The sequence below is a fragment of the Spirosoma agri genome (assembly GCF_010747415.1).
Classification (GTDB): Bacteria; Bacteroidota; Bacteroidia; order Cytophagales; family Spirosomataceae; genus Spirosoma; species Spirosoma agri.
Map to the genome: position 1 here is coordinate 1185554 of NZ_JAAGNZ010000002.1, position 19874 is coordinate 1205427.

Consider the following 19874-nt stretch of genomic DNA (forward strand, 5'->3'; position numbering starts at 1 on the left):
AGCCAGATCGGTCTATCCGCTATTTACTCGCTACGGAGTGCTTTATCTGTGTTCGGTCAAAGGCGTCGATGTAGCTTTTCGCACTGGCGTTCAGGATGGTGACACCCCGGTGATCGGCATAGGTGCGGATAACTTCGTAACCTCGGAACACTTTATGTAAGGATAAGAACTGCGAAGCCATCGAAAACGTGCGTTGTCGGTGCTTGTCAGAATACACAGGCTGATGCGTTACGTCTTTGGGCTTGTCGTAAAAGTGAATCTGCTTGATCAGCAACTGATTTTGATCCGTTAATCGAATCTGTTCATGCCAGGACGTATCCGCGCCAAACAGGTAAATCGTTTCAAACTGGCGGTTGATCATGAGGGTCAGGGCCGCAATGATAACTGTCTGCGCCTGAGGCATCCCAAACCCATTGGCGTAGAGCCAGTAGGTCAGCCACTGGAAACCGCTGACCACGGTGTAGTTGAAATAAACGACCTTGATCTGCGGATTGCCGCGTTCAATTTGACCGAGCAAATAAGAGCCTTTGGCAAAATGAGGCACGTAGAGCAACATCGGCCAGTCTACGCGTTCCAGAAAGACCGACAACGTTTGGCGAATATCATCGCGGTCGGTTGTCTGCTTCGTGAAAACGAAATAATTAGGGTCCGAAATGACGTAGTTCTGAGGGCGAAGGCGATGAAAAATATCGGCGTGGGCAAAATTATTGACGCAGACGATTTCGGTTTGCCGGATAAAATCAAAATGCTCCGCCAGCGACTCATTCAGCGATGGACCGTTTCCCAATACCGAGCAAATCGGTAGCTGTCGGGCCGGTAGCTGCGCTTTATGGCGACCACGAATCACGACTTTTACCAGTGACAGCAGCGATTTGACGAATTCGCTCAGGAATTGACTCAGGGAATTAAAACCAGCTTCAAGCATGCGGTCGGCACCAGACAGGAGCCACTTTTTCCACAAAATAACGAAAAAAACACCAGACACGCCGGTAATAAAATTAGCGGGTTCACAGGGTTTTCTCAACGGTCATTTTTGGGGATGACTGCGCACCGAGATTTTGCTTGAAACGGATCAAACCGGGTTTGGGCCGCCGGTCATTGTCGAGCGATACGCCCAGATCCAATAGTCGTATGCCCTGTTGCCGACAATAGGTAACCAATCCATCGGTGAGCATAACCAGTGGGCTAAATGACTGATAATCGGGATTCGATGCTGGTAAAAAGCTGTATAAAATATCCTTTCGTACGCGTACAGCAACCGTCATGGCTGCGATTTTGTCCGCATCGTTCACGGTGAAAACAATGAATTGATCCGGGAATTTCTGTAGTAATGTGGTCAACTGTTCAGGACTGATCGTAAGCTGGTATTCCTTCGTCCGTCTTGCTTCCACTATGAAGTTTATGGCGTCGTCAACGCGCGTCGTTGGCCAAAGGTTAACCTGAAAACCGGCCTCCCGGCATTTCCGCAGTCGTCGGCGTTCCGATGCGTTGATCGTTGCGCTAAATGGGCGTTCGGTAATTGGCAGAAAAAAATTCTCGTGTAGTTTGATCAGTCGGAAGCCTTGTTCCTCTAAGGCAACTGCCAGCCGGTTTGCCTGTTCAGGGGCGTAACAATGGGGGTAGTTGACCAGGCGTAGGGTCGAGGCTCCGAAAGAACGAGCCGTTTCCTGAAGCGATTTAATAAATGCGTCGAGAACCGTGCCGGGAAGCGTCTCGGCAAATTCGATTGACCCAAACGGGGCCGCAACAGGACTAACGATTCCGTTGGCCGTAACAAAAAAAGCACACCGCGCGTCTGCCTGGTTTGTACGCTGATTCAGTGCCGAGAGCAGGTAAAACGATCCACTTTGTTGTTGGCACAGGTGTTCGTGTTCATTGAAGAAAAAACCGGGCTGGCAGAATGCGGGAACGTCGGAAGCTTGTGGATGCTGCTGCCGGAGCAGAATATAGTCCGTCATAAACCCAAGCAACTTAAAAATTTAGTACACAAATATAGTGTAAGTGTATATAAATAGGCACTTGCATTATATTTGTGGCGACTGGACCAATAAAAAATCCCTGCGATCGACGATCACAGGGATTTTTTATTGACTTGTGTAGCTGCGTTAGAGAGCGGTTTTCTCCTTGTTGAGTTGCTCAAAAACCAGTTGAATGATACCATCTTTCAGGCCGAGATCCGGAACGACGATCTTATTGGCTCCAGCCCATTTCATTACCGAAATGTAGATGTCGGCAGCGGGCACGATCACATCGGCGCGGTCGGCATTGAGTCGAAGTTTATTGATGCGGTCTTCCTGGCTGAACCCGGCGATGTAATTTCGGATTCGTTCGATTTCGGCTCGGGTTGATTCGGAGTCGGATGTTTTAGACGCCAGATTAAAGAGTTTGCTGATGTTACCACCCGTACCGACCGCAATGATTTCCGCTGACGAATCGATATTTTCTTCAACCCAGTCCTCAATTTTCCGCCAGGCCCCTTTCGTTTCTTTCCCTTCCAGCAGTCGCACAGAGCCTATTTTAAACGACTTGGAATTTATTTTTTGCCGGTTCCGGTACAGGTTCAGTTCGGTGCTGCCACCACCCACGTCGATGTGGAGAAACTGCTGATCGTCGAGTGCCTGCACAACCACATTATTGATCAGTTCGGCTTCTTTACTGCCATCGATAATGTGAATCTTGATGCCGGTTGATGCTTCGATACGATCGGCGATTTCTTGTCCGTTGGATGACTCCCGCATGGCCGACGTAGCGCAGGCCATGTAGTCCGTAACTTCGTGCAGTTCCATCAGCAGTTTGTACACCTGCATTAGTTTGGTGGTGCGGGCTTCGCTTTCGGGCGTTAGTTCGCCAAAATTGAAGACATCGTGCCCAAGTCGAAGCGGAAAGCGGACGTATTCAACCCGTTTGAAACTAACGATGTCGTCATTATGTAATACTGTTGAAATTTGCAGACGGGCTGCATTGGAACCGATATCAATGGCTGCTAGTTTCATCAAATATAAGTCGTGACCAATCGGACTGCCAGTGCCATAACTGAGCAAATTAATGGGTAATACTGACAACCGAACGGCCTCTGTTTACTAAATTGCTCATTCATTCATGCGCCCAAAATTAAGCTATTTTTGGGGACTATGGCTAGAATCTATACCTTTGCTTAAGTGCTTATCAAGAAAGACGGAGGGATTGGACCCTGCGATGTCTTGGCAACCAGCCGCTTACTCTACAAGCCGGAAAAGGTGCCGCTTTCCACCCCAGTTTGCGCGGGGACAGATAAGTTAGCGTTTCTGCTTCCTTCGCCTGTTTTGATAAGCCCCGGTTTTTACGACGCATTGCTTTAAAGCGACCATTGGCGCGCTGTCAACTCTATAAATTTTGGATCACTTGGAACTGATTACAGACCTACTGAAAAAGCGGATTCTTGTTCTCGACGGTGCGATGGGAACGATGATTCAACGGTACGAGCTTAGTGAAGCCGATTACCAGGGAGAACGCTTTAGAGGATATCCGCACGACGTAAAGGGAAACAACGATCTGCTGTCGATCACACAGCCGCAGATCATTCAGGAAATTCATAAGCAGTACCTCGAAGCTGGTGCCGATATTATCGAGACCAATACCTTCAGCAGTACGTCGATTGCCATGGCGGATTACCACATGGAAGAACTGGCGTATGAACTGAACTACGAATCGGCCCGGATTGCCAAAGACGTTGCGGACGAAATAACGAAGCAAAATCCGGATAAGCCGCGCTTTGTGGCCGGTGCACTGGGACCCACAAACCGCACGGCCTCGTTATCGCCCGATGTCAACAACCCCGGCTACCGGGCTGTTACGTTCGATAATCTGGTCGATGCGTACTATGAACAGGTTCGTGGCCTGGTCGAAGGGGGAGCCGATTTGTTGCTGGTCGAAACCATATTCGATACGCTCAACGCCAAAGCCGCGCTGTTTGCAATCGACAAATATTTCGCGGAGAATCCGGAGCGGACCGTGCTGCCGATCATGGTGTCGGGAACCATTACCGATGCCAGTGGCCGGACATTGTCGGGGCAAACGACTGAAGCGTTTCTCTACTCGATTTCGCACTTGCCATTATTAAGTGTGGGGCTGAACTGTGCGCTCGGTGCTGAACTGATGCGGCCCTATATTCAGACGCTGGCCAAAGAGGCTCCGTTCTTCACCTCGGCCTACCCGAATGCGGGGTTACCGAACGAATTTGGTGAATACGATGAAACGCCGGATATGATGGCGTTGCAAATCGAAGATTTCGTTAAGAGCAATTTTATCAACATCGTTGGGGGTTGCTGCGGCTCAACGCCCGATCACATTCGGGCCATTGCCCAGGTAGCCGCCAAATACCCGCCCCGTCAGGTGCCGGAGCCGGAGCCCTATCAGAAACTGAGTGGTCTGGAACCGTTGAAAATCACGGAGCTGACCAACTTTCTGAACGTGGGTGAGCGGACCAACGTGACGGGTTCGAAAAAATTTGCCCGACTTATTAAAGAAGGCAATTACGATGAAGCCCTGAGCATTGCCCGGGGGCAGGTGGAAGGGGGCGCGCAAGTGATCGACGTCAATATGGACGAAGGCATGCTGGATTCGGTGGAGGCCATGACCACGTTCCTGAACCTGATCGCTGCCGAACCCGACATTGCGCGCGTCCCGATCATGGTCGATTCGTCCAAGTGGGAAGTTATCGAAGCTGGTCTGAAATGCGTTCAGGGCAAGGCGATTGTGAACTCTATTTCGCTGAAAGAAGGCGAGGAAGCATTCATCGAACGGGCCAATCTTGTCAAACGCTACGGAGCTGCTGCGGTGGTGATGGCATTCGATGAAACGGGTCAGGCTGACTCCTATGAACGACGCATCCAGATTTGCGAACGGGCGTACCGGATTCTGGTCGATAAGGTCCATTTCAATCCGCAGGACATCATCTTCGATCCGAACATCCTGACAGTGGCAACGGGTATCGAAGAACACAATAACTACGCCGTCGACTTTATCAATGCTACCCGCTGGATCAAAGAAAACCTGCCGCTGGCCAAAGTGAGCGGGGGCGTATCCAACATTTCGTTCAGTTTCCGGGGGAATGACTTCGTACGCGAAGCAATGCACTCGGCCTTCCTGTACCACGCCATTCGGGCGGGTATGGACATGGGTATCGTTAACGCTGGCCAGCTGGAGGTATACGATAGCATTCCTAAAGATTTGCTGGAACGTTGTGAAGATGTCTTGCTGAACCGCCGGGACGACGCGACCGAACGCCTGGTCGATTTTGCCGAAACGGTAAAGGCCAAGGGGAAAGCCATTGTTCAGGATGATGCGTGGCGTAAGGAATCGGTGCATGAGCGGCTCAAACATGCGCTCATCAAGGGCATTACGGATTATATCGATCAGGATGTAGAAGAGATCCGGCAGCAGGTTGCGCGCCCGTTGCACATTATCGAAGGACCACTGATGGACGGTATGAACGTTGTCGGTGATCTGTTCGGTGCCGGTAAAATGTTCCTGCCGCAGGTCGTGAAATCGGCGCGGGTCATGAAAAAAGCCGTGGCTTACCTCACCCCGTTTATCGAAGCCGAAAAAACAGGTGGCGAATCGTCCTTTGCGGGCCGAATCTTGATGGCAACGGTCAAAGGTGACGTTCACGACATCGGTAAAAACATCGTTGGCGTCGTGCTGGGTTGTAATAATTACGAAATTATCGACCTCGGTGTGATGGTACCGACGCAGAAAATTCTGGAAGAAGCGAAGAAACACAACGTAGATATTATTGGGCTAAGCGGGTTAATTACGCCCTCGCTCGATGAGATGGTTGGCGTTGCCAAGGAGATGGAACGGCAGGGATTCACCATGCCGCTGCTGATCGGTGGCGCTACCACATCGCGGGTGCATACGGCCGTCAAGATCGATCCGCACTACTCGGGGCCGGTTGTTCACGTGCTGGATGCCAGCCGAAGCGTTCCGGTAGCGGGTCGTCTCGTCAACGAGTTGCAATCAACGCGGGATACGATCTTCACGGAAATCAAGGCCGAATATGCCAAAGTGCGAGACGATCACGCCCGGCGTCGGCAGGACAAGGCCACGCTGACGATCGAAAAAGCCCGCGAAAACCGGACGCCCATTGACTGGACTAACTTCGAGCCAACGAAGCCGACATTCCTGGGTAACCGCTATTTTGACGATTACCCTATTGCCGAACTGGCTGACTACATTGACTGGACGCCTTTTTTCCAGACGTGGCAGTTACACGGCAAATATCCGGCTATCCTCAATGATGCCGTTGTTGGTAACGAAGCCCGTCAGCTGTTCGATGACGCAAAGAAGCTTTTGAAGGAAGTAATCAATAACAAATTGCTGAAAGCCAAAGCCGTTGTTGGATTCTTCCCGGCTAACTCCGCGGATGATGATGTGTTATTGCACAATTACGAAGAGCAGGTGCGCGAGGTTCCGTGCGAACGGCATGGGTCGCACCGGCACATCGAATACAAAATCAGCAGAGCGCAATCGCAGACGTCGGTTAGTTCGGCGGGTGAGTTAATTTACGATACCAAAACGGTGCTGCACTTCATCCGTCAGCAAAATCAGAAAGCACCCGGTTTGCCGAACTTCTGCCTGTCTGATTTTATTGCGCCTTTGGAAAGCGGTCGGGAAGATTATATCGGTGGATTTGCCGTTACGGCTGGTATCGGCATCGAAGCACTGATCGACAAATACGAACGCGATCATGACGACTACAACAGCATCATGATAAAAGCCATTGCCGACCGGCTGGCAGAAGCCTTTGCCGAGCGTATGCACGAGCGCGTACGGACCGAATTCTGGCCCTACGCGACCAGCGAGAAATTGACCGGCGAACAGCTTATCAAGGAAGAGTATCAGGGCATTCGGCCCGCGCCAGGCTATCCGGCCTGTCCTGACCATACCGAAAAAGGTACGTTATTCAACCTGCTGGATGCAACGAAGATCGGTATCGAACTGACCGAAAGTTACGCCATGTATCCGGCTTCGTCGGTGAGCGGTTTTTACTTCTCGCACCCCGAATCGAAATATTTTGCCGTTGGTAAAATCAACAAAGATCAGATTCAGGACTACGCCCTGCGGAAAGACATGCCGATTGAAGAGATCGAGCGTTGGCTGGCTCCTGTGCTGAGTTACGACGCATAAGACTGTTGGCCGTGTCCTCTGTGTAATCCCAGACTTATATAAAGGACACGGCCAACAGCAGCAGTTTGTCCAGGGCTTTTACGACACTGGCTGCGGTGGCTATGGTATCATTGAGCCTGGCAATGGCCGCTTGCGTATCGGCGAGCTGCGTATTGAGCTGCTGAAGCTGCTGGTTGGCCGAGTCAACCTGCTTTACGTCGTCGTTGAATTGGGCCGTAAGCAGGTTGAGGAGGTTACCGCGTAGTTGCTTACCCAGGGCGTTCATCTTCTTTTGCTGTTTGAGGGTGAGCCGGTCGTCCATCGACAGCATGAAGCAGGATTCGATGCAACCCAACAGCGATTGATTATCAATTTTTTTCATGGCTCTATTTCTTCAGTAAGTCGTCTAACGCACGAGTCGCCGTGAGCAACCGTTGTACGGCCGCTTCGTAGTCATCGATCGCTCCCAGCACCAGGCCCAACGTTAGCGGGTTTCCGCTTTTTACGGCTTTAACCAGTGCCTGATGAGAAATCTGCATCTGCTGAACCACCTCCGAAGGACGAACCAGACTGAGCAACTGGTATTCCTTCGCTTGTTTAGCAATCGTGTTCAGGCGTTCCTGCCGTTCAGCCAGCGTAAGCTTTTTGCGGGCACCATTGTAGCTGATGACCTGATCGCTTAAGACCAGCAAACTGCCGGAAATCCGCGTCGCTGAAACGTACTTTTCCAAATCCTGCCGCAGAAAACTTAACAAATTCGTGATTGGCCCTTCGCCGTAAATAATAGCCTGACGCAAGGCGTTCTGTTGCTTTTTTCGGATCAGAAGCTCGCCAATGACGTTGACCAGTGAATTAATTGGCCCAACATACTGCGCTGCGCTGGCATCTGACGTTTGGCTCAAACTGGTAAACGTTGTCTGTAAGGCGGTCAGGTTGCTGGCCAATGCCGACACATTTGTCTGAAATTCATCGGTAGACGTCGTGCCGTTTAACGACGTCAGGCGTTCGGCGTAGTTGCCCAGGTGCTGAAGTAAGGCCAGGCGAGCCTGAATGCCGGTCGCGCTGAACGGATCGCTTAGTAGGGGAGTGGCCCGGCCATTTTTGTCCCTAACGGCCAATGGCTGGGAGGCATCCGTGGCCACGCTTTGTAGGTAGAGCGTTCGCTCATAGTTATTCAACTCGTTATAATAGAAGCTGATCGCTGCCACAGCCGCCGTTGTACTTTTCTGAAACCGATCGACGGGTAGCTTGCTATCGTTCCGGCAGGCAACCAACAGAAAAACCACAACAATAAGGCTGTTGGCTGGCCGAAAACGAGTGAGTATAGTGTTCATAAACCGATGGTAAGGCTTTTGTAAACCTGATGCGCTATCCAATTCAGTATTGCTGAAGAAATGTCCGGAATTTTTTCTGGAAATCAGCTTGTCTGTTTCACAATTGGCCAAAAATCGTGCACAAAAAATGCCCGACCAGTCGTGGTCGGGCAGCTATTACTTGGCTATGAGCCACCAAAATTTCCGGCTTACTGGGGCAACAGAACCGAATCAATTACGTGAATTACGCCATTTGATTGATTAACATCCGCAATCGTAACTGTAGCGGTGCCACCTTTAGCATCCATCAATTCGATTTTTTTGCCTTTCTGCATAGCAGTCAGTGTGCCACCGGCAACGGTTGTCAGGGTTGCTTTGCCGCCACCATCAGCAATGGCTTTCATCAGATCAGCCGCGCTCATTTTACCTGATATCACGTGATACGTCAGGATGCCCGTCAGCGTCGATTTGTTTTCTGGCTTAACCAGTGTTTCAACCGTGCCTTTGGGTAGTTTATCGAACGCTTTGTTCGTTGGAGCGAACACGGTGAACGGACCGGGTCCAGACAGGGTTTCAACCAAACCAGCGGCCTTAACGGCTGCTACCAATGTGGTGTGATCCTTCGAGTTCACCGCATTCTCAACGATATTTTTTGATGGGTACATAGGAGCACCACCTACCGTAACGGTTTTTTCCTGGGCAAAAGAGAATTGGCTAACGGCCAACAGGGTAATCACTGAAAAGACTAGTTTGAACGCTTTCATACTCGTAAGTTCGATTGGAAGAATGAATTAAGTAAATGTACTGTGTGATCGATCGACGGGAAGACTTACGCAGGTTGGTAGGGGTTTGGATTGATGGGAGTGAAAAATTTCTTTCAGCAGCGGTACAACTGTAGGAATCAGCTTACCCTGCGATCTGCAGAAAAACGGGTTAAACAGGCCAGTATTCTCGTAAAAATACTCAGAGTCGGGTATCGGTTTCGATGAGCGAACTACTTACGTACTATCCCCGACCTATCGCTTTACCGTACGAGATACAGGCCTCATAAACTCGTTTTTCAGAAAATGAGTGGTTGGCTGGGCGTTGATAGGGACATGAAGGTCATCGACAAGAGGTAGTGTATTTGTGGGGTTGACAGGCTACTGATCGTGAACAAACAAAACGGGAACGATCAATGCGATCGTTCCCGTTTGAAAGCATGCCTATGTAGTTTATATCAGCGTATAGAAACCTGCATCAACTGGCGGCCTAATTCGTGAATAGACGCTTCCAGTCGTTCTGCCTGTTCGACAGAAGGGAACGTTGAGCCGGTCATAAATTGGTTGATCGATTCCATATCGATGCCTGCATTCCCCGCAATGTGGTTGGCTTTCATCTGCTTGAAAAGATCCCAGACGGCTGTTGTATCGTAGAGAGGCTGAAAAATGATCGAATCGAGCGTGGATTTGTAGCAGGTGTATTCATCGGATGCACAGCCAATCAGAACGCTTCGCAGCAGACTGATAACCTCATCTACGGTACGACCACGCGTCGTTGCCAGAAGGCCCGGTATCTCAATGCGACCCCAGATGGATTTACCCTGTTTTTCAATAATTACGTTTACTGCTTTCGTGTAGCGAAGTTGAGTGGTCCAGTGGCTGCTACTGCCTGACTTGTTCCCTGCCGCTCGTAGTATCGCATTGAGCGTACCTATGGGAAGCTGATCTGAACCGGTGGCAGGAATGATATAGCAGGCAGCCTGGTTCCTTATTGAGTGACCGAATAAGCTGTAGCTTTTGTGTTTCTGGACAACCTCCCACCCTTTTTCACGGAGTAATTTAGTAAGTACTGATAATTTCATAACCAATAGTAAAGTTTGTAAACAACGAGATAGACGCGTAAATATACTGATGGAGGGATTACTTAATATGCCGTTTAGTTAATTTTTGGAGTTATTTCGGATGATAAGGTAAATAAGAGTACACTAAGTACTCTAAATACGGTACTAATTGTATTACGATTGCGATAAATTAACGAATAAATGGTTTCTGTATATAATGGATCAGTACTCTATTGTCGTTAAATAAGGGTATAGGTAGTTCGTATGACAGTAAGACTAATCATAAAAGTATATTCATTTACATAAAAAAGAGTATTGCCGCCCTAATTTATTTCTGTGTACTGCGGACACATAGGAAATCGATGGGTGTGTAATCCAGTAAGTCTATTATAACCAGCCGGTTCTGCCAGAAGATAGGTTGACGATGGCTTGTGCATTGAACCGAACGAATGTAGCATCGCTCTCGCCAGAGGCTAGCCGTCTTTGGGCAGGTCATTAACAGTCACCTTACGAACACAGAACCGACTGCTGATACCACCGGACGAAACGGTTGATTCCTTCTTCGATTTGAATGGATGGAAAATAGCCGATCCGGTTACTCGCGCGGTGCAGATCGGCACAAGTCAGGGTTACGTCGCCGGGCTGATTTGGTTGCCAGTCAATGACGGCTTTCCGGCCAACAGCCCGCTCGATCATACTGACCAGGTCACGCAGATTCGTCGATGCCGCTCCTCCAATATTCAATAAATCGAATCCGTTGAGGTGGTTGATCGCGCTGGTGATGCCCATCACGGTATCATATATATAAGTGTAATTGCGGGACGTATTGCCGTCGCCAAAAATTGTGATGGGCTGCCCGCCAAACATTTTCTCCGTAAACCGGCTAATGGCCATTTCGGGACGCTGGCGAGGGCCATATACCGTAAAAAAGCGGAGGCAGGCTACATTAAATCCATGAAGATGATGGTACGTATGGGTCAGCAGTTCAGCCGATCGCTTCGACATGGCATAGGGTGACAACGGTAGGTTGGCGTCGTCATCTTCGCGAAATGGAACAAACGTTGAATTGCCATACACGGACGACGACGACGCCATAACCAGACGCCGGACGTTTGTTGTTCGCATGGCTTCCAGCAGCGACAAGGTGCCATTCACATTCACATCGAGGCAGAGCGCCGGTTCACGAACCGAATCGCGGACACCTGTCCGGGCGGCAAGGTGAACAACGGTGTCGCACTGGTATCGGCGCAGCACATCGGCTAGCAACGTTTGATCGCGGATGTCGCCTTCGATCACGTTGACATTGCGATGTCCTTTGATCAGGCGGAGATTCAGTTGCTTCCGGGCCGGATCGTACTGATTGTCAAAATTATCGAAGCCAATGACCGTATGACCAAGGCCTAAAAGGTGTTCGGTCAGGTGGGAGCCGATGAAACCGGCTGCTCCAGTGAGTAAAATTACCATAAAAAGAAACGCTTATCAGGTTGAATTTCGGTACGATTGTTTACGGAAAATAGACTGACGATAACCATAGGTCTAACTTTCGGGTTGGTCAAGTCTAAAGTTTGCGGTAGCTTTCCATAGAAATGCGTATTATTTTTGGCGTTCGGCAAAGGCAGTAAGCATGATTACAGTCCTACTTCATTAGGTATGGGTTTCTGGCAAACCATTCGGCAAACGATTACTTCGCGTTCTTCTCAGACACCAGAAGACCTGGCAGATTCATGTTTCTGGCGGGTTGATATGCACTCGCATCTAATTCCCGGTATTGACGACGGTGTGAAGGACCCCGAACAATCCCTTGCCTGTCTGAAACAACTGGCGGCCTGGGGTATTCAGAAAGTTATTACGACACCACACGTCAGCCGTGACTGGTACCCAACCGAATCGGCTACGCTGCGGGAAAGTCAGGTTATCCTGCAAGCCCTTGCTACCGAAAACAACCTCAACCTGCAAATTGAAGTAGCCGCCGAATATCTGCTCGATGAATTTTTTCCTGCCCTGCTGGCGGCTGATGACATCCTCACCTTCGGCGATGCTCGTTACCTGCTTTTTGAAGTAGGTTGGGCAGCGGCCCCCCGACAACTGGACGATCTGCTGTTTCGTATGCAAACCCGTGGCTATACTCCTGTACTTGCTCATCCGGAACGTTATTCATTTTACTACGAAGATCAGGCCACGCTCGCCAGTCTGCACGAGAAAGGCTGTTTGTTTCAGTTGAACTGGGGTTCGCTGACGGGTCGGTATGGCGAACGGGCTCAGGCACAGGGCCGGTTTCTGCTGAAAAAAGGCTGGGTCAACTTTGTTGGTAGTGACTTGCACCGGCCCGCCGACTTTCCTTCTCTTGCTGCCCTGTTCTCAACCGCCGATTACGAATTGCTCCGTAAACAACCGCTTCTCAACGAATCGCTGCTGTAAGTTTACCCTCTTCGATTTCCTTCTCTTTCTGGTTCAATCCGAAAAGACGATCCCTCTATGGACGTCGCTCGTTCATCACGCCCGATGATCTCGACTTGCCTATGTACAAAAATACATTAATATCGATTATTGACAACATTAGATACGTCGGAATAGATTTTTTATAAATAATGTTAACTAATAAGTAAGTAGTTATCCAGAGACGTTTATGTAATTTTTTTTGTGACAGCAGCTGAAAAGTGCTTAAATGTGCCGTATTGCCGTTGTATGTACGGCAATATTGAAATAAATCAGTTAAATAGTTTATACATCCTAAAATAATTCTCGCTAAAATTAATTTTAACTATTAGTTACCGTAATTAGAGTACTAATAACTAATTGTATATATATTGCGACAAGTATTCGAGAAACAGTAGCGTTGTTCTCGGTTGGCGAGATACGCAAACGTTCGGGCAGTGTATGCGAAATCGTCCGAACGGGTCAGGCTAGCCGCACCTGCTGCGTCTGGGTTTGCAGAGCTAATGAAGCCGAAAATATATCGTATGTACCTAATTAGTTATTCAACCTTACAGTAAACATGAACATCAGTATTTTTGGTCTTGGCTACGTAGGATGCGTGAGCCTTGGGTGTTTGGCCCAGAATGGTCATCAGGTGGTAGGTGTCGATGTTAATAAGACCAAGGTCGATCAGATTAATGACGGCCGGGCAACCATTGTTGAGAAAGACATAGACGCCATTATTGCCACACAACATTTGCTGGGTCGGATTCGGGCCACGACTGATTTCCGGGAAGCGATTTTTAATACAGACTTATCCATCATTGCGGTCGGAACGCCCACGACCGCACAGGGCCATCTGAATCTGACCTACATCCTGAACGTTGCCGAGCATTTTGGCAATGTACTTCGGGAAAAAGAAGGCTTTCACGTCGTTGCGCTGCGGTCGACCGTAATGCCGGGCACCTGCGAAAAAATCGCGGCCATGATTGAGGAGCGTTCCGGAAAAACGCGTAATGTGGACTTTGCGGTTGTGAGCAATCCTGAGTTTCTGCGGGAAGGTACGGCGGTCTATGATTATTACCATCCACCTCTGACGCTGATTGGTACTGAGTCTGAGCGGGCTGCGGCTGTGGTGCGGAGTCTCTACGACGAATTACCCGCCGAAGTTATTGTGGCCGAAACGAAAACGGCTGAGATCATGAAGTACGTGAACAATACGTACCACGCGCTGAAAATTTCGTTCGCCAATGAGGTTGGAAACATCTGTTCGTCGCTCGGTATCGATTCGCACGAGGTGATGGACATTTTCTGTAAAGACAAACAGCTCAATATTTCCAAATACTACTTCAAACCAGGCTTTGCCTACGGTGGGTCTTGCCTGCCCAAAGACCTGAAAGGACTACAAACGCTGGCCCATGACCTGTATCTTCAGGTGCCGGTGATCAACAGCATTCATCGCACGAACGAGATTCAGATGCAGCGGGCCATCGCTGTCCTGATGCGCCATAGCCACCGGAACATCGGATTTTTGGGAATCGGGTTTAAAGCCGGAACGGATGATCTCCGCAATAGCCCTGCCGTTGAACTGGCCGAAACGCTGCTGGGAAAAGGTTTTTCCCTCAAGATTTATGATCGCAATGTGCACACCTCAAAACTGACGGGGACTAATAAGGAATACATCGATCAGCATATTCCCCACCTGTCGCGATTGATGGTGCAGGATGCGCAGGAGCTGACGGAGTGGAGTGATGTACTGGTTGTCTGCACCAAAGAAGCCGAATTTGTGCATGTTCTGAGTGAAACGAGCAATAAGGTAGTACTTGATCTGGTCCGGATTCAGGCCGATGTAGATGCCAGCAATCAGTATATCGGTATCAACTGGTCGCAGGACGCAACTGATTCCCCCGCTCAATTAACGTTCAGATAGACGGCCACAGCACAGCAAGCTATAGCCTCTAATCGTGGGCTGCACATCGCAAACGTACTACTTATGGATACAACCAACTACGAAAATCTGGCGGGTAAGCATATTCTGATCATTGTCGAAAACCTTCCGGTTCCGTTCGACCGACGCGTGTGGCAGGAGGCCACCACGTTGCGCGAGGCCGGTGCTGAGATCAGTATCATCTGCCCGAAAATGAAAGGCTATACCGACGCGTTCGAGCAGCTCGACGGTATCGATATTTATCGCCATCCGCTGCCGGTCGAAGCGTCGGGAGCACTGGGTTATCTGGTCGAATACGGCACGTCTATTTTCTGGTGGTACTGGTACGCCATCAGGATTTTCGCCAAAAAGAGAATTCACGTCATTCACGGCTGCAATCCGCCCGACCTGATTTTTACGGTTGCGCTGCCGTTCAAATTGCTCGGTGTAAAATACGTCTTTGATCACCACGACATCAATCCGGAGTTCTATCTGGCTAAATTCGATAAGAAAGACTTTTTCTATCGGCTGATGCTGATGTTCGAACGGATCACCTACAAAGTAGCGGATGTCAGTATTGCAACGAACGAATCGTACAAAGAAATCGCGGTTCGACGGGGCAAAATGAAGCCGGAGAAAGTAACGATCGTGCGGAGTGGTCCTAAACTGGAACGGCTCCGGATCGTTCCCGGCAACGTCGCGTACAAGAAGGGTCGTCGGTATCTGGTTGGCTATCTGGGTGTTATTGCGCAAAGCGAAGGGCTTGACTTACTGCTCGAAGCGGTGAAAAAAATTGTCGCTGTTCGCCAGGATGTGCAGTTCGCTATTGTGGGCGGAGGAACCAGCCTGGATGAAATGAAGGCGCTGGCCGGTACACTGGGTGTTGCGGACTACGTGGATTTCTACGGCCGCGTTCCCGACGATCTGTTGCTGGAGGTACTGAACACGACCGACCTCTGCGTGAACCCCGACCGGCCTACGGAGATGAATAACCTCTCCACCATGAACAAGATCATGGAGTATATGGCCCTTAAGAAAGCCATCGTTCAGTTCGATCTGAAGGAAGGTCGGTTCTCGGCCCAGAAAGCATCGCTCTATGCCCGCCCGAACGATCTCGATGATTTCGCAGCGAAGATTACCTACCTGCTCGACAACGAAACGGTTCGTACGGAAATGGCCGAATTTGGCTACCGACGGGTGGCCAATGAATTATCGTGGACGCACGAACGAGGCAAGTTGCTGCGGCTATACGACCGGCTGCTAGCTCCCAAAGGGCAACCGGTTGAGGAGCCAATTAACACCGAAGTTGGCGTAATAGACTAAACACCGAAATGGGGAATTTGCACGGCGGATTCCCCATTTCGTTGGTATTGATTCAATGGTTTTAGTGATCAGGGCGCTCATTGGTGGGCCTGTCGATAGCCGGATGTTGAGCACCCGGTTCTAAAAACGTAACGTCCGAAAGAGAAGGAAACTACGACCGATTTACTTTATGTCTCCATTTGCTGTAATTCAGCTTATAGGGTTGATAAGCCATATAAATTACTGACTGATGTATGACTAGGTATATATAGATATGGATAAATAATGAAAAATAAGTATAATAATCTTTGATACTAATCGTTTTGGGGTCATTTTGCGTCTGGATGGAGTTAACGGGAGCGGGGAATTGGATTAATAGATGAATAGTTATGAATTTATTCATCCAATTCCCCGCTACTTTTTAGCTTCATTCGTTTTGTTGTCAATATAACTAACCCATTTTGTGTATGTTAAAATCACTACAAAAGCGTAGTGCGGTTGCGTATGCGGTAGCGGCACTATTCTGTGTTCCTCTACTGAGCGAAGCGCAAACGCCGACGGAGCTTAAGGCTGCGTCGAGAGCTGCCAAAATTACGCCCGATCTGCTAAGCGTTCAGCGGAGTAACGGTGCACCAACGCCCCCGCCCATTCGGGATGGAGAAATAAGAAACGAGTACGTTATTACGGGAAATCTGGTTGCTATCGAAGCGGTTGCCAATGACCAGAACGGCGAGGCTTTATTAGCCCAATTGCGGGGCTTGGGTCTTACGGACGGAGTCGCCTATCGTAGTATGATATTCGGTTTTCTACCTATCGACAAACTTGATGAGTTGAAGGATGTTGCCTCCTTGGGCTACGCACGACCTTTTTACAAACCCGTCAATAACACAGGGTCTGTAACCTCACAGGGCGATAAAGCGTTGAAAGCTGATCTGGCTCGCAAGACGTATGGCGTAACGGGTGCTGGGTCTAAAGTGGGCGTTATCTCGGATTCCTACAATGCACTGGGTGGTGCCGCGAAAGGCATAGCTTCCGGCGATCTTCCGGCGGCAGGCGTACAGGTAATTGACGATTACCTGGTAGCCGGTGCCAGCGACGAAGGACGTGCTATGGCTGAAATCGTTTACGACGTCGCTCCCGGCGCGGCCATTGCGTTCAACACCGCCTACCGTGGACAGGCTGGTTTTGCCAAAGGAATCATCGATTTAGCGGCAGCTGGTTGTAACATCATTGTCGATGACATCATCTATCTGGCCGAGCCGTTCTTTCAGGACGGTATTGTAGGCCAGGCGGCTGATCAGGTGGTCACTAATAATAACGCAACGTATTTCTCGGCAGCCGGTAACCAGGCGCGGTCTTCCTATCAGGCCAAGTTTGTCAACTCGGGTATCAACATACCAGGCTACGGTATTGCCCACGATTTCGGTGGTGGCGATATTTACCAGAAAGTAACCGTACCATCGGGTGGAACCCTGCGCCTGTCGTTTCAGTGGGATGATCCATTCCGGTCGGTGAGCGGTGGTGTAGGAGCCAAATCTGATCTGGATATCTTATTTTTTAGAAATGGAGTTGCGATTGGCGGTGGTACTGCCGATAACATTGCGAGCGGTGATCCGGCTGAAGTAACCGGTACGTATACGAACAATACGGCGGCTCCGGTCGATATCGATGTCGTGATCGTAAAGTACGCTGGTCCTGATCCAGGTCTGGTTAAGTGGGTCAATTTTGGTAGCCGGACGGTTGTGATCGAATACGATACACGCAGTGGTGCATCGTTCGGACACAGTGGTTCATCGCGGGCTATTGCCGTTGGTGCAGCGCCTTATTTCAACACGCCAGCTTATAACCCCAACCTGACGACGGCGGTAATCGAAACGTTCTCGTCGGCTGGTGGCACGCCCACCTTATTCGACGCGACAGGACAACGTATCAGCCAGAATGGTATCGTTCGGGAAAAACCGGAGATCACATCGGTCGATGGCGGCAACAATACGTTCTTCTCGGCTGACTACGAGCCAGATGGATTTCCGAACTTTTTCGGAACATCAGCTGCGGCTCCACATGCTGCGGCTGTAGCCGCGCTGATGCAGGAAAAGGCGAAAAATAAGCTGTCGCCTGCCGAAGTACTGTCGATTATGAAGCAGACGGCTATCGATATGGATGATCCGCTGACACCTACTTTCGATGCGGGTTTTGACTTCAGAACCGGCTACGGGTTCATTCAGGCCGACAGAGCACTTCAGGCTTCGGGATCGAACGAGCCGCTGGCTGTTACCAGCTTCACCTGTAACACGACCAATTCTTCGTTGAGCAGCGTCGATTTTGTGGTTGGCTATCCAAACGGGACGTTTACGCCCGCTGTTGCTCCCCTGTTCATCAACGGTGTGACCGGCGCGGGCCAGTTGGGTGTTAAATACAACTACGCGTTTGATAACAACCAGAGCACATTGCCGATTCAGGACGCGGCTACCCGGGCAACCTACTTCGTGTGGAATTTCCGCGAAGCCTGTGCGACGCCAGCCGCCAATCAGCCACCCGTATTCAATGGCGTTACATCGCTGACAGGTACGGTTGGTCTTGCCTTCCGGTATGACATACCAGCTACTTCGTTCAGTGATCCAGAGGGAAAACCACTGTCGTTCGCTGTGCAGGGTTTACCCGCGGGACTGACGTTCGATGCCCCTACACTGGTCATTAGCGGTACGCCCACAACGGCGAGTGTTAGCTCGGTATCCCTTGTCGCTACTGATCCGGGCAGTCTGTCCGCTTCGGGTACGTTCACGATTGCAATCAGCGCAACCGCTACCCAGCCAGCAACACCTCCTTCACTGACGATCACCAGCTTCACCTGTAACACGACAAGCGCCGGTCTGTCGAGCGTGAATTTCGTTGTGGGTTATGCAGACGGTTCCTTTACGCCAGCCTTGCCACCACTGCTCATCAACGGCGTAACGGGAGAAGGTCAGTTGGGCGTTCAGTATACGTATTCGTTCGATAACAACCAGTACATCCTTCCGATTCAGGACGCGGCTACCCGGGCAACCTACTTTGTGTGGAACTTCCGGGCTGCCTGTGGTACACCACCAGTCGCCAACCGCCCACCTGTTTATAACGGTGGATTGACGGACCAGGTTGCTACGGTTGGCGTACCTTTCAGCTACACGGTTCCGGCAACGGCCTTCACCGATCCAGACGGTCAGGCAACGCTCCGGTATACGGCCACCAATTTGCCCGCCGGTTTTACCATTGGCGTAACTTCCCGCGTTATCAGCGGAACGACCACGGTGGTTGGTAGCAGAACGGTAGTCGTTCGGGCAACTGACGCATCGGGTGCCTTCGCGACCGGTTCGTTTGTGCTGACGATTGGCACCACGCCACCCGCTGCATTCACCATTGCGGGTGTCAATACCATCAGCTGCGTGGCTACGTCGGCTGGCGAGCGTCAGTTGACCTTCGCACCACAATACACGGGCACCAACGGTCAGGCTATCACCTTCTCGGTTGTCAACGAAACATCACCGACGATGGCACCTGCTCCTTACACGGTCCGCCTGTATACCGATAACCCAACGGTTACGCTTCGAGCGGCACAAACCGGCACCGCAGTCGTAGCAACCTACAGCTATAACTGGCTTGCTGCGTGTAATGCACCGGCGCGGATCGGCGTTGTTGAACGGAAGGCCGAACTGACTGTAACGGTACTGGAAAACCCGACAGCGGGTCAACAGGCTCAGGTTGAAGTTCGTGGTGCAACCGGCGAGTCGCTGAACTTCCAGGTGTTCGACGAGCAGGGACGGTCGATAAGCAAACTGGCCATCGGTCAGGCGGCCGAGATCGAGCGGCAAACGCTTCAACTGGGTAATGCTACCGGGTTGTATCTGCTGAACGTTCATACCGCTACGCAGACAAAAACCGTACGGTTGCTGAAAAAGTAAGAACAGCTTCGTTC

13 protein-coding genes and 1 riboswitch are annotated in these 19874 nt (G+C 50.4%); of the genes, 5 read left to right on the forward strand and 8 right to left on the reverse strand.

What is annotated here, in order from left to right:
• Positions 1-19: 19 nt before the first annotated feature.
• The 3 genes from GK091_RS21570 to GK091_RS21580 all read right to left on the reverse strand — a co-directional run bounded on the left by GK091_RS21570 (position 20) and on the right by GK091_RS21580 (position 2993).
• On the reverse strand, positions 20-925 hold the full coding sequence (locus GK091_RS21570) for a hypothetical protein (protein WP_164042971.1): 906 nt from the start codon (positions 923-925) through the stop codon (positions 20-22).
• Positions 926-1007: 82 nt separating this feature from the next.
• On the reverse strand, positions 1008-1958 hold the full coding sequence (locus GK091_RS21575; protein WP_164041942.1) for a GNAT family N-acetyltransferase: 951 nt from the start codon (positions 1956-1958) through the stop codon (positions 1008-1010).
• Positions 1959-2105: 147 nt separating this feature from the next.
• A complete protein-coding gene (locus GK091_RS21580) occupies positions 2106-2993 on the reverse strand; it encodes a Ppx/GppA phosphatase family protein (protein ID WP_164041943.1) in 888 nt (295 codons plus the stop codon).
• Between the two features lie 166 nt (positions 2994-3159).
• Positions 3160-3277, forward strand: a riboswitch (SAM riboswitch).
• Between the two features lie 158 nt (positions 3278-3435).
• Between GK091_RS21580 and metH the strand changes: the two genes are divergently transcribed.
• Positions 3436-7167, forward strand: coding sequence for a methionine synthase (metH, locus tag GK091_RS21585; protein ID WP_394351887.1), 3732 nt, complete (start codon positions 3436-3438; stop codon positions 7165-7167).
• Between the two features lie 34 nt (positions 7168-7201).
• Here the strand turns inward: metH and GK091_RS21590 are convergent, their stop codons facing one another.
• From GK091_RS21590 to GK091_RS21610, 5 genes are all read right to left on the reverse strand, one after another.
• Complete coding sequence (locus GK091_RS21590) at positions 7202-7528, reverse strand: hypothetical protein (protein WP_164041945.1); 327 nt, start codon at positions 7526-7528, stop codon at positions 7202-7204.
• Positions 7529-7532: 4 nt separating this feature from the next.
• Positions 7533-8480 carry a hypothetical protein gene (locus GK091_RS21595; protein ID WP_164041946.1) on the reverse strand — a complete coding sequence of 316 codons (948 nt, stop codon included), beginning with the start codon at positions 8478-8480 and terminating at the stop codon, positions 7533-7535.
• A gap of 188 nt (positions 8481-8668) precedes the next feature.
• Positions 8669-9223, reverse strand: a complete 555-nt coding sequence (locus tag GK091_RS21600) for a fasciclin domain-containing protein (protein WP_164041947.1) — start codon at positions 9221-9223, stop codon at positions 8669-8671.
• A gap of 455 nt (positions 9224-9678) precedes the next feature.
• The gene (locus tag GK091_RS21605; protein ID WP_164041948.1) at positions 9679-10302 is read right to left on the reverse strand and encodes a type II toxin-antitoxin system HicA family toxin; all 624 of its coding nucleotides are present in this window, start codon (positions 10300-10302) and stop codon (positions 9679-9681) included.
• Between the two features lie 486 nt (positions 10303-10788).
• Positions 10789-11745: an NAD-dependent epimerase/dehydratase family protein gene (locus GK091_RS21610; RefSeq protein ID WP_164041949.1), complete on the reverse strand. Its 957-nt coding sequence runs from the start codon at positions 11743-11745 to the stop codon at positions 10789-10791.
• 186 nt (positions 11746-11931) lie between these two features.
• Here GK091_RS21610 and GK091_RS21615 point away from each other — a divergent pair, with 186 nt between their 5' ends.
• The 4 genes from GK091_RS21615 (at position 11932) to GK091_RS21630 (ending at position 19860) form a co-directional block, all read left to right on the forward strand.
• Positions 11932-12699, forward strand: coding sequence for a tyrosine-protein phosphatase (locus GK091_RS21615; RefSeq protein WP_164041950.1), 768 nt, complete (start codon positions 11932-11934; stop codon positions 12697-12699).
• 577 nt (positions 12700-13276) lie between these two features.
• On the forward strand, positions 13277-14626 hold the full coding sequence (locus tag GK091_RS21620) for a nucleotide sugar dehydrogenase (protein ID WP_164041951.1): 1350 nt from the start codon (positions 13277-13279) through the stop codon (positions 14624-14626).
• Between the two features lie 63 nt (positions 14627-14689).
• Positions 14690-15946, forward strand: a complete 1257-nt coding sequence (locus tag GK091_RS21625) for a glycosyltransferase family 4 protein (protein WP_164041952.1) — start codon at positions 14690-14692, stop codon at positions 15944-15946.
• A 446-nt stretch (positions 15947-16392) separates the two neighbouring features.
• Positions 16393-19860, forward strand: coding sequence for a putative Ig domain-containing protein (locus GK091_RS21630; protein ID WP_164041953.1), 3468 nt, complete (start codon positions 16393-16395; stop codon positions 19858-19860).
• Positions 19861-19874: the final 14 nt, after the last annotated feature.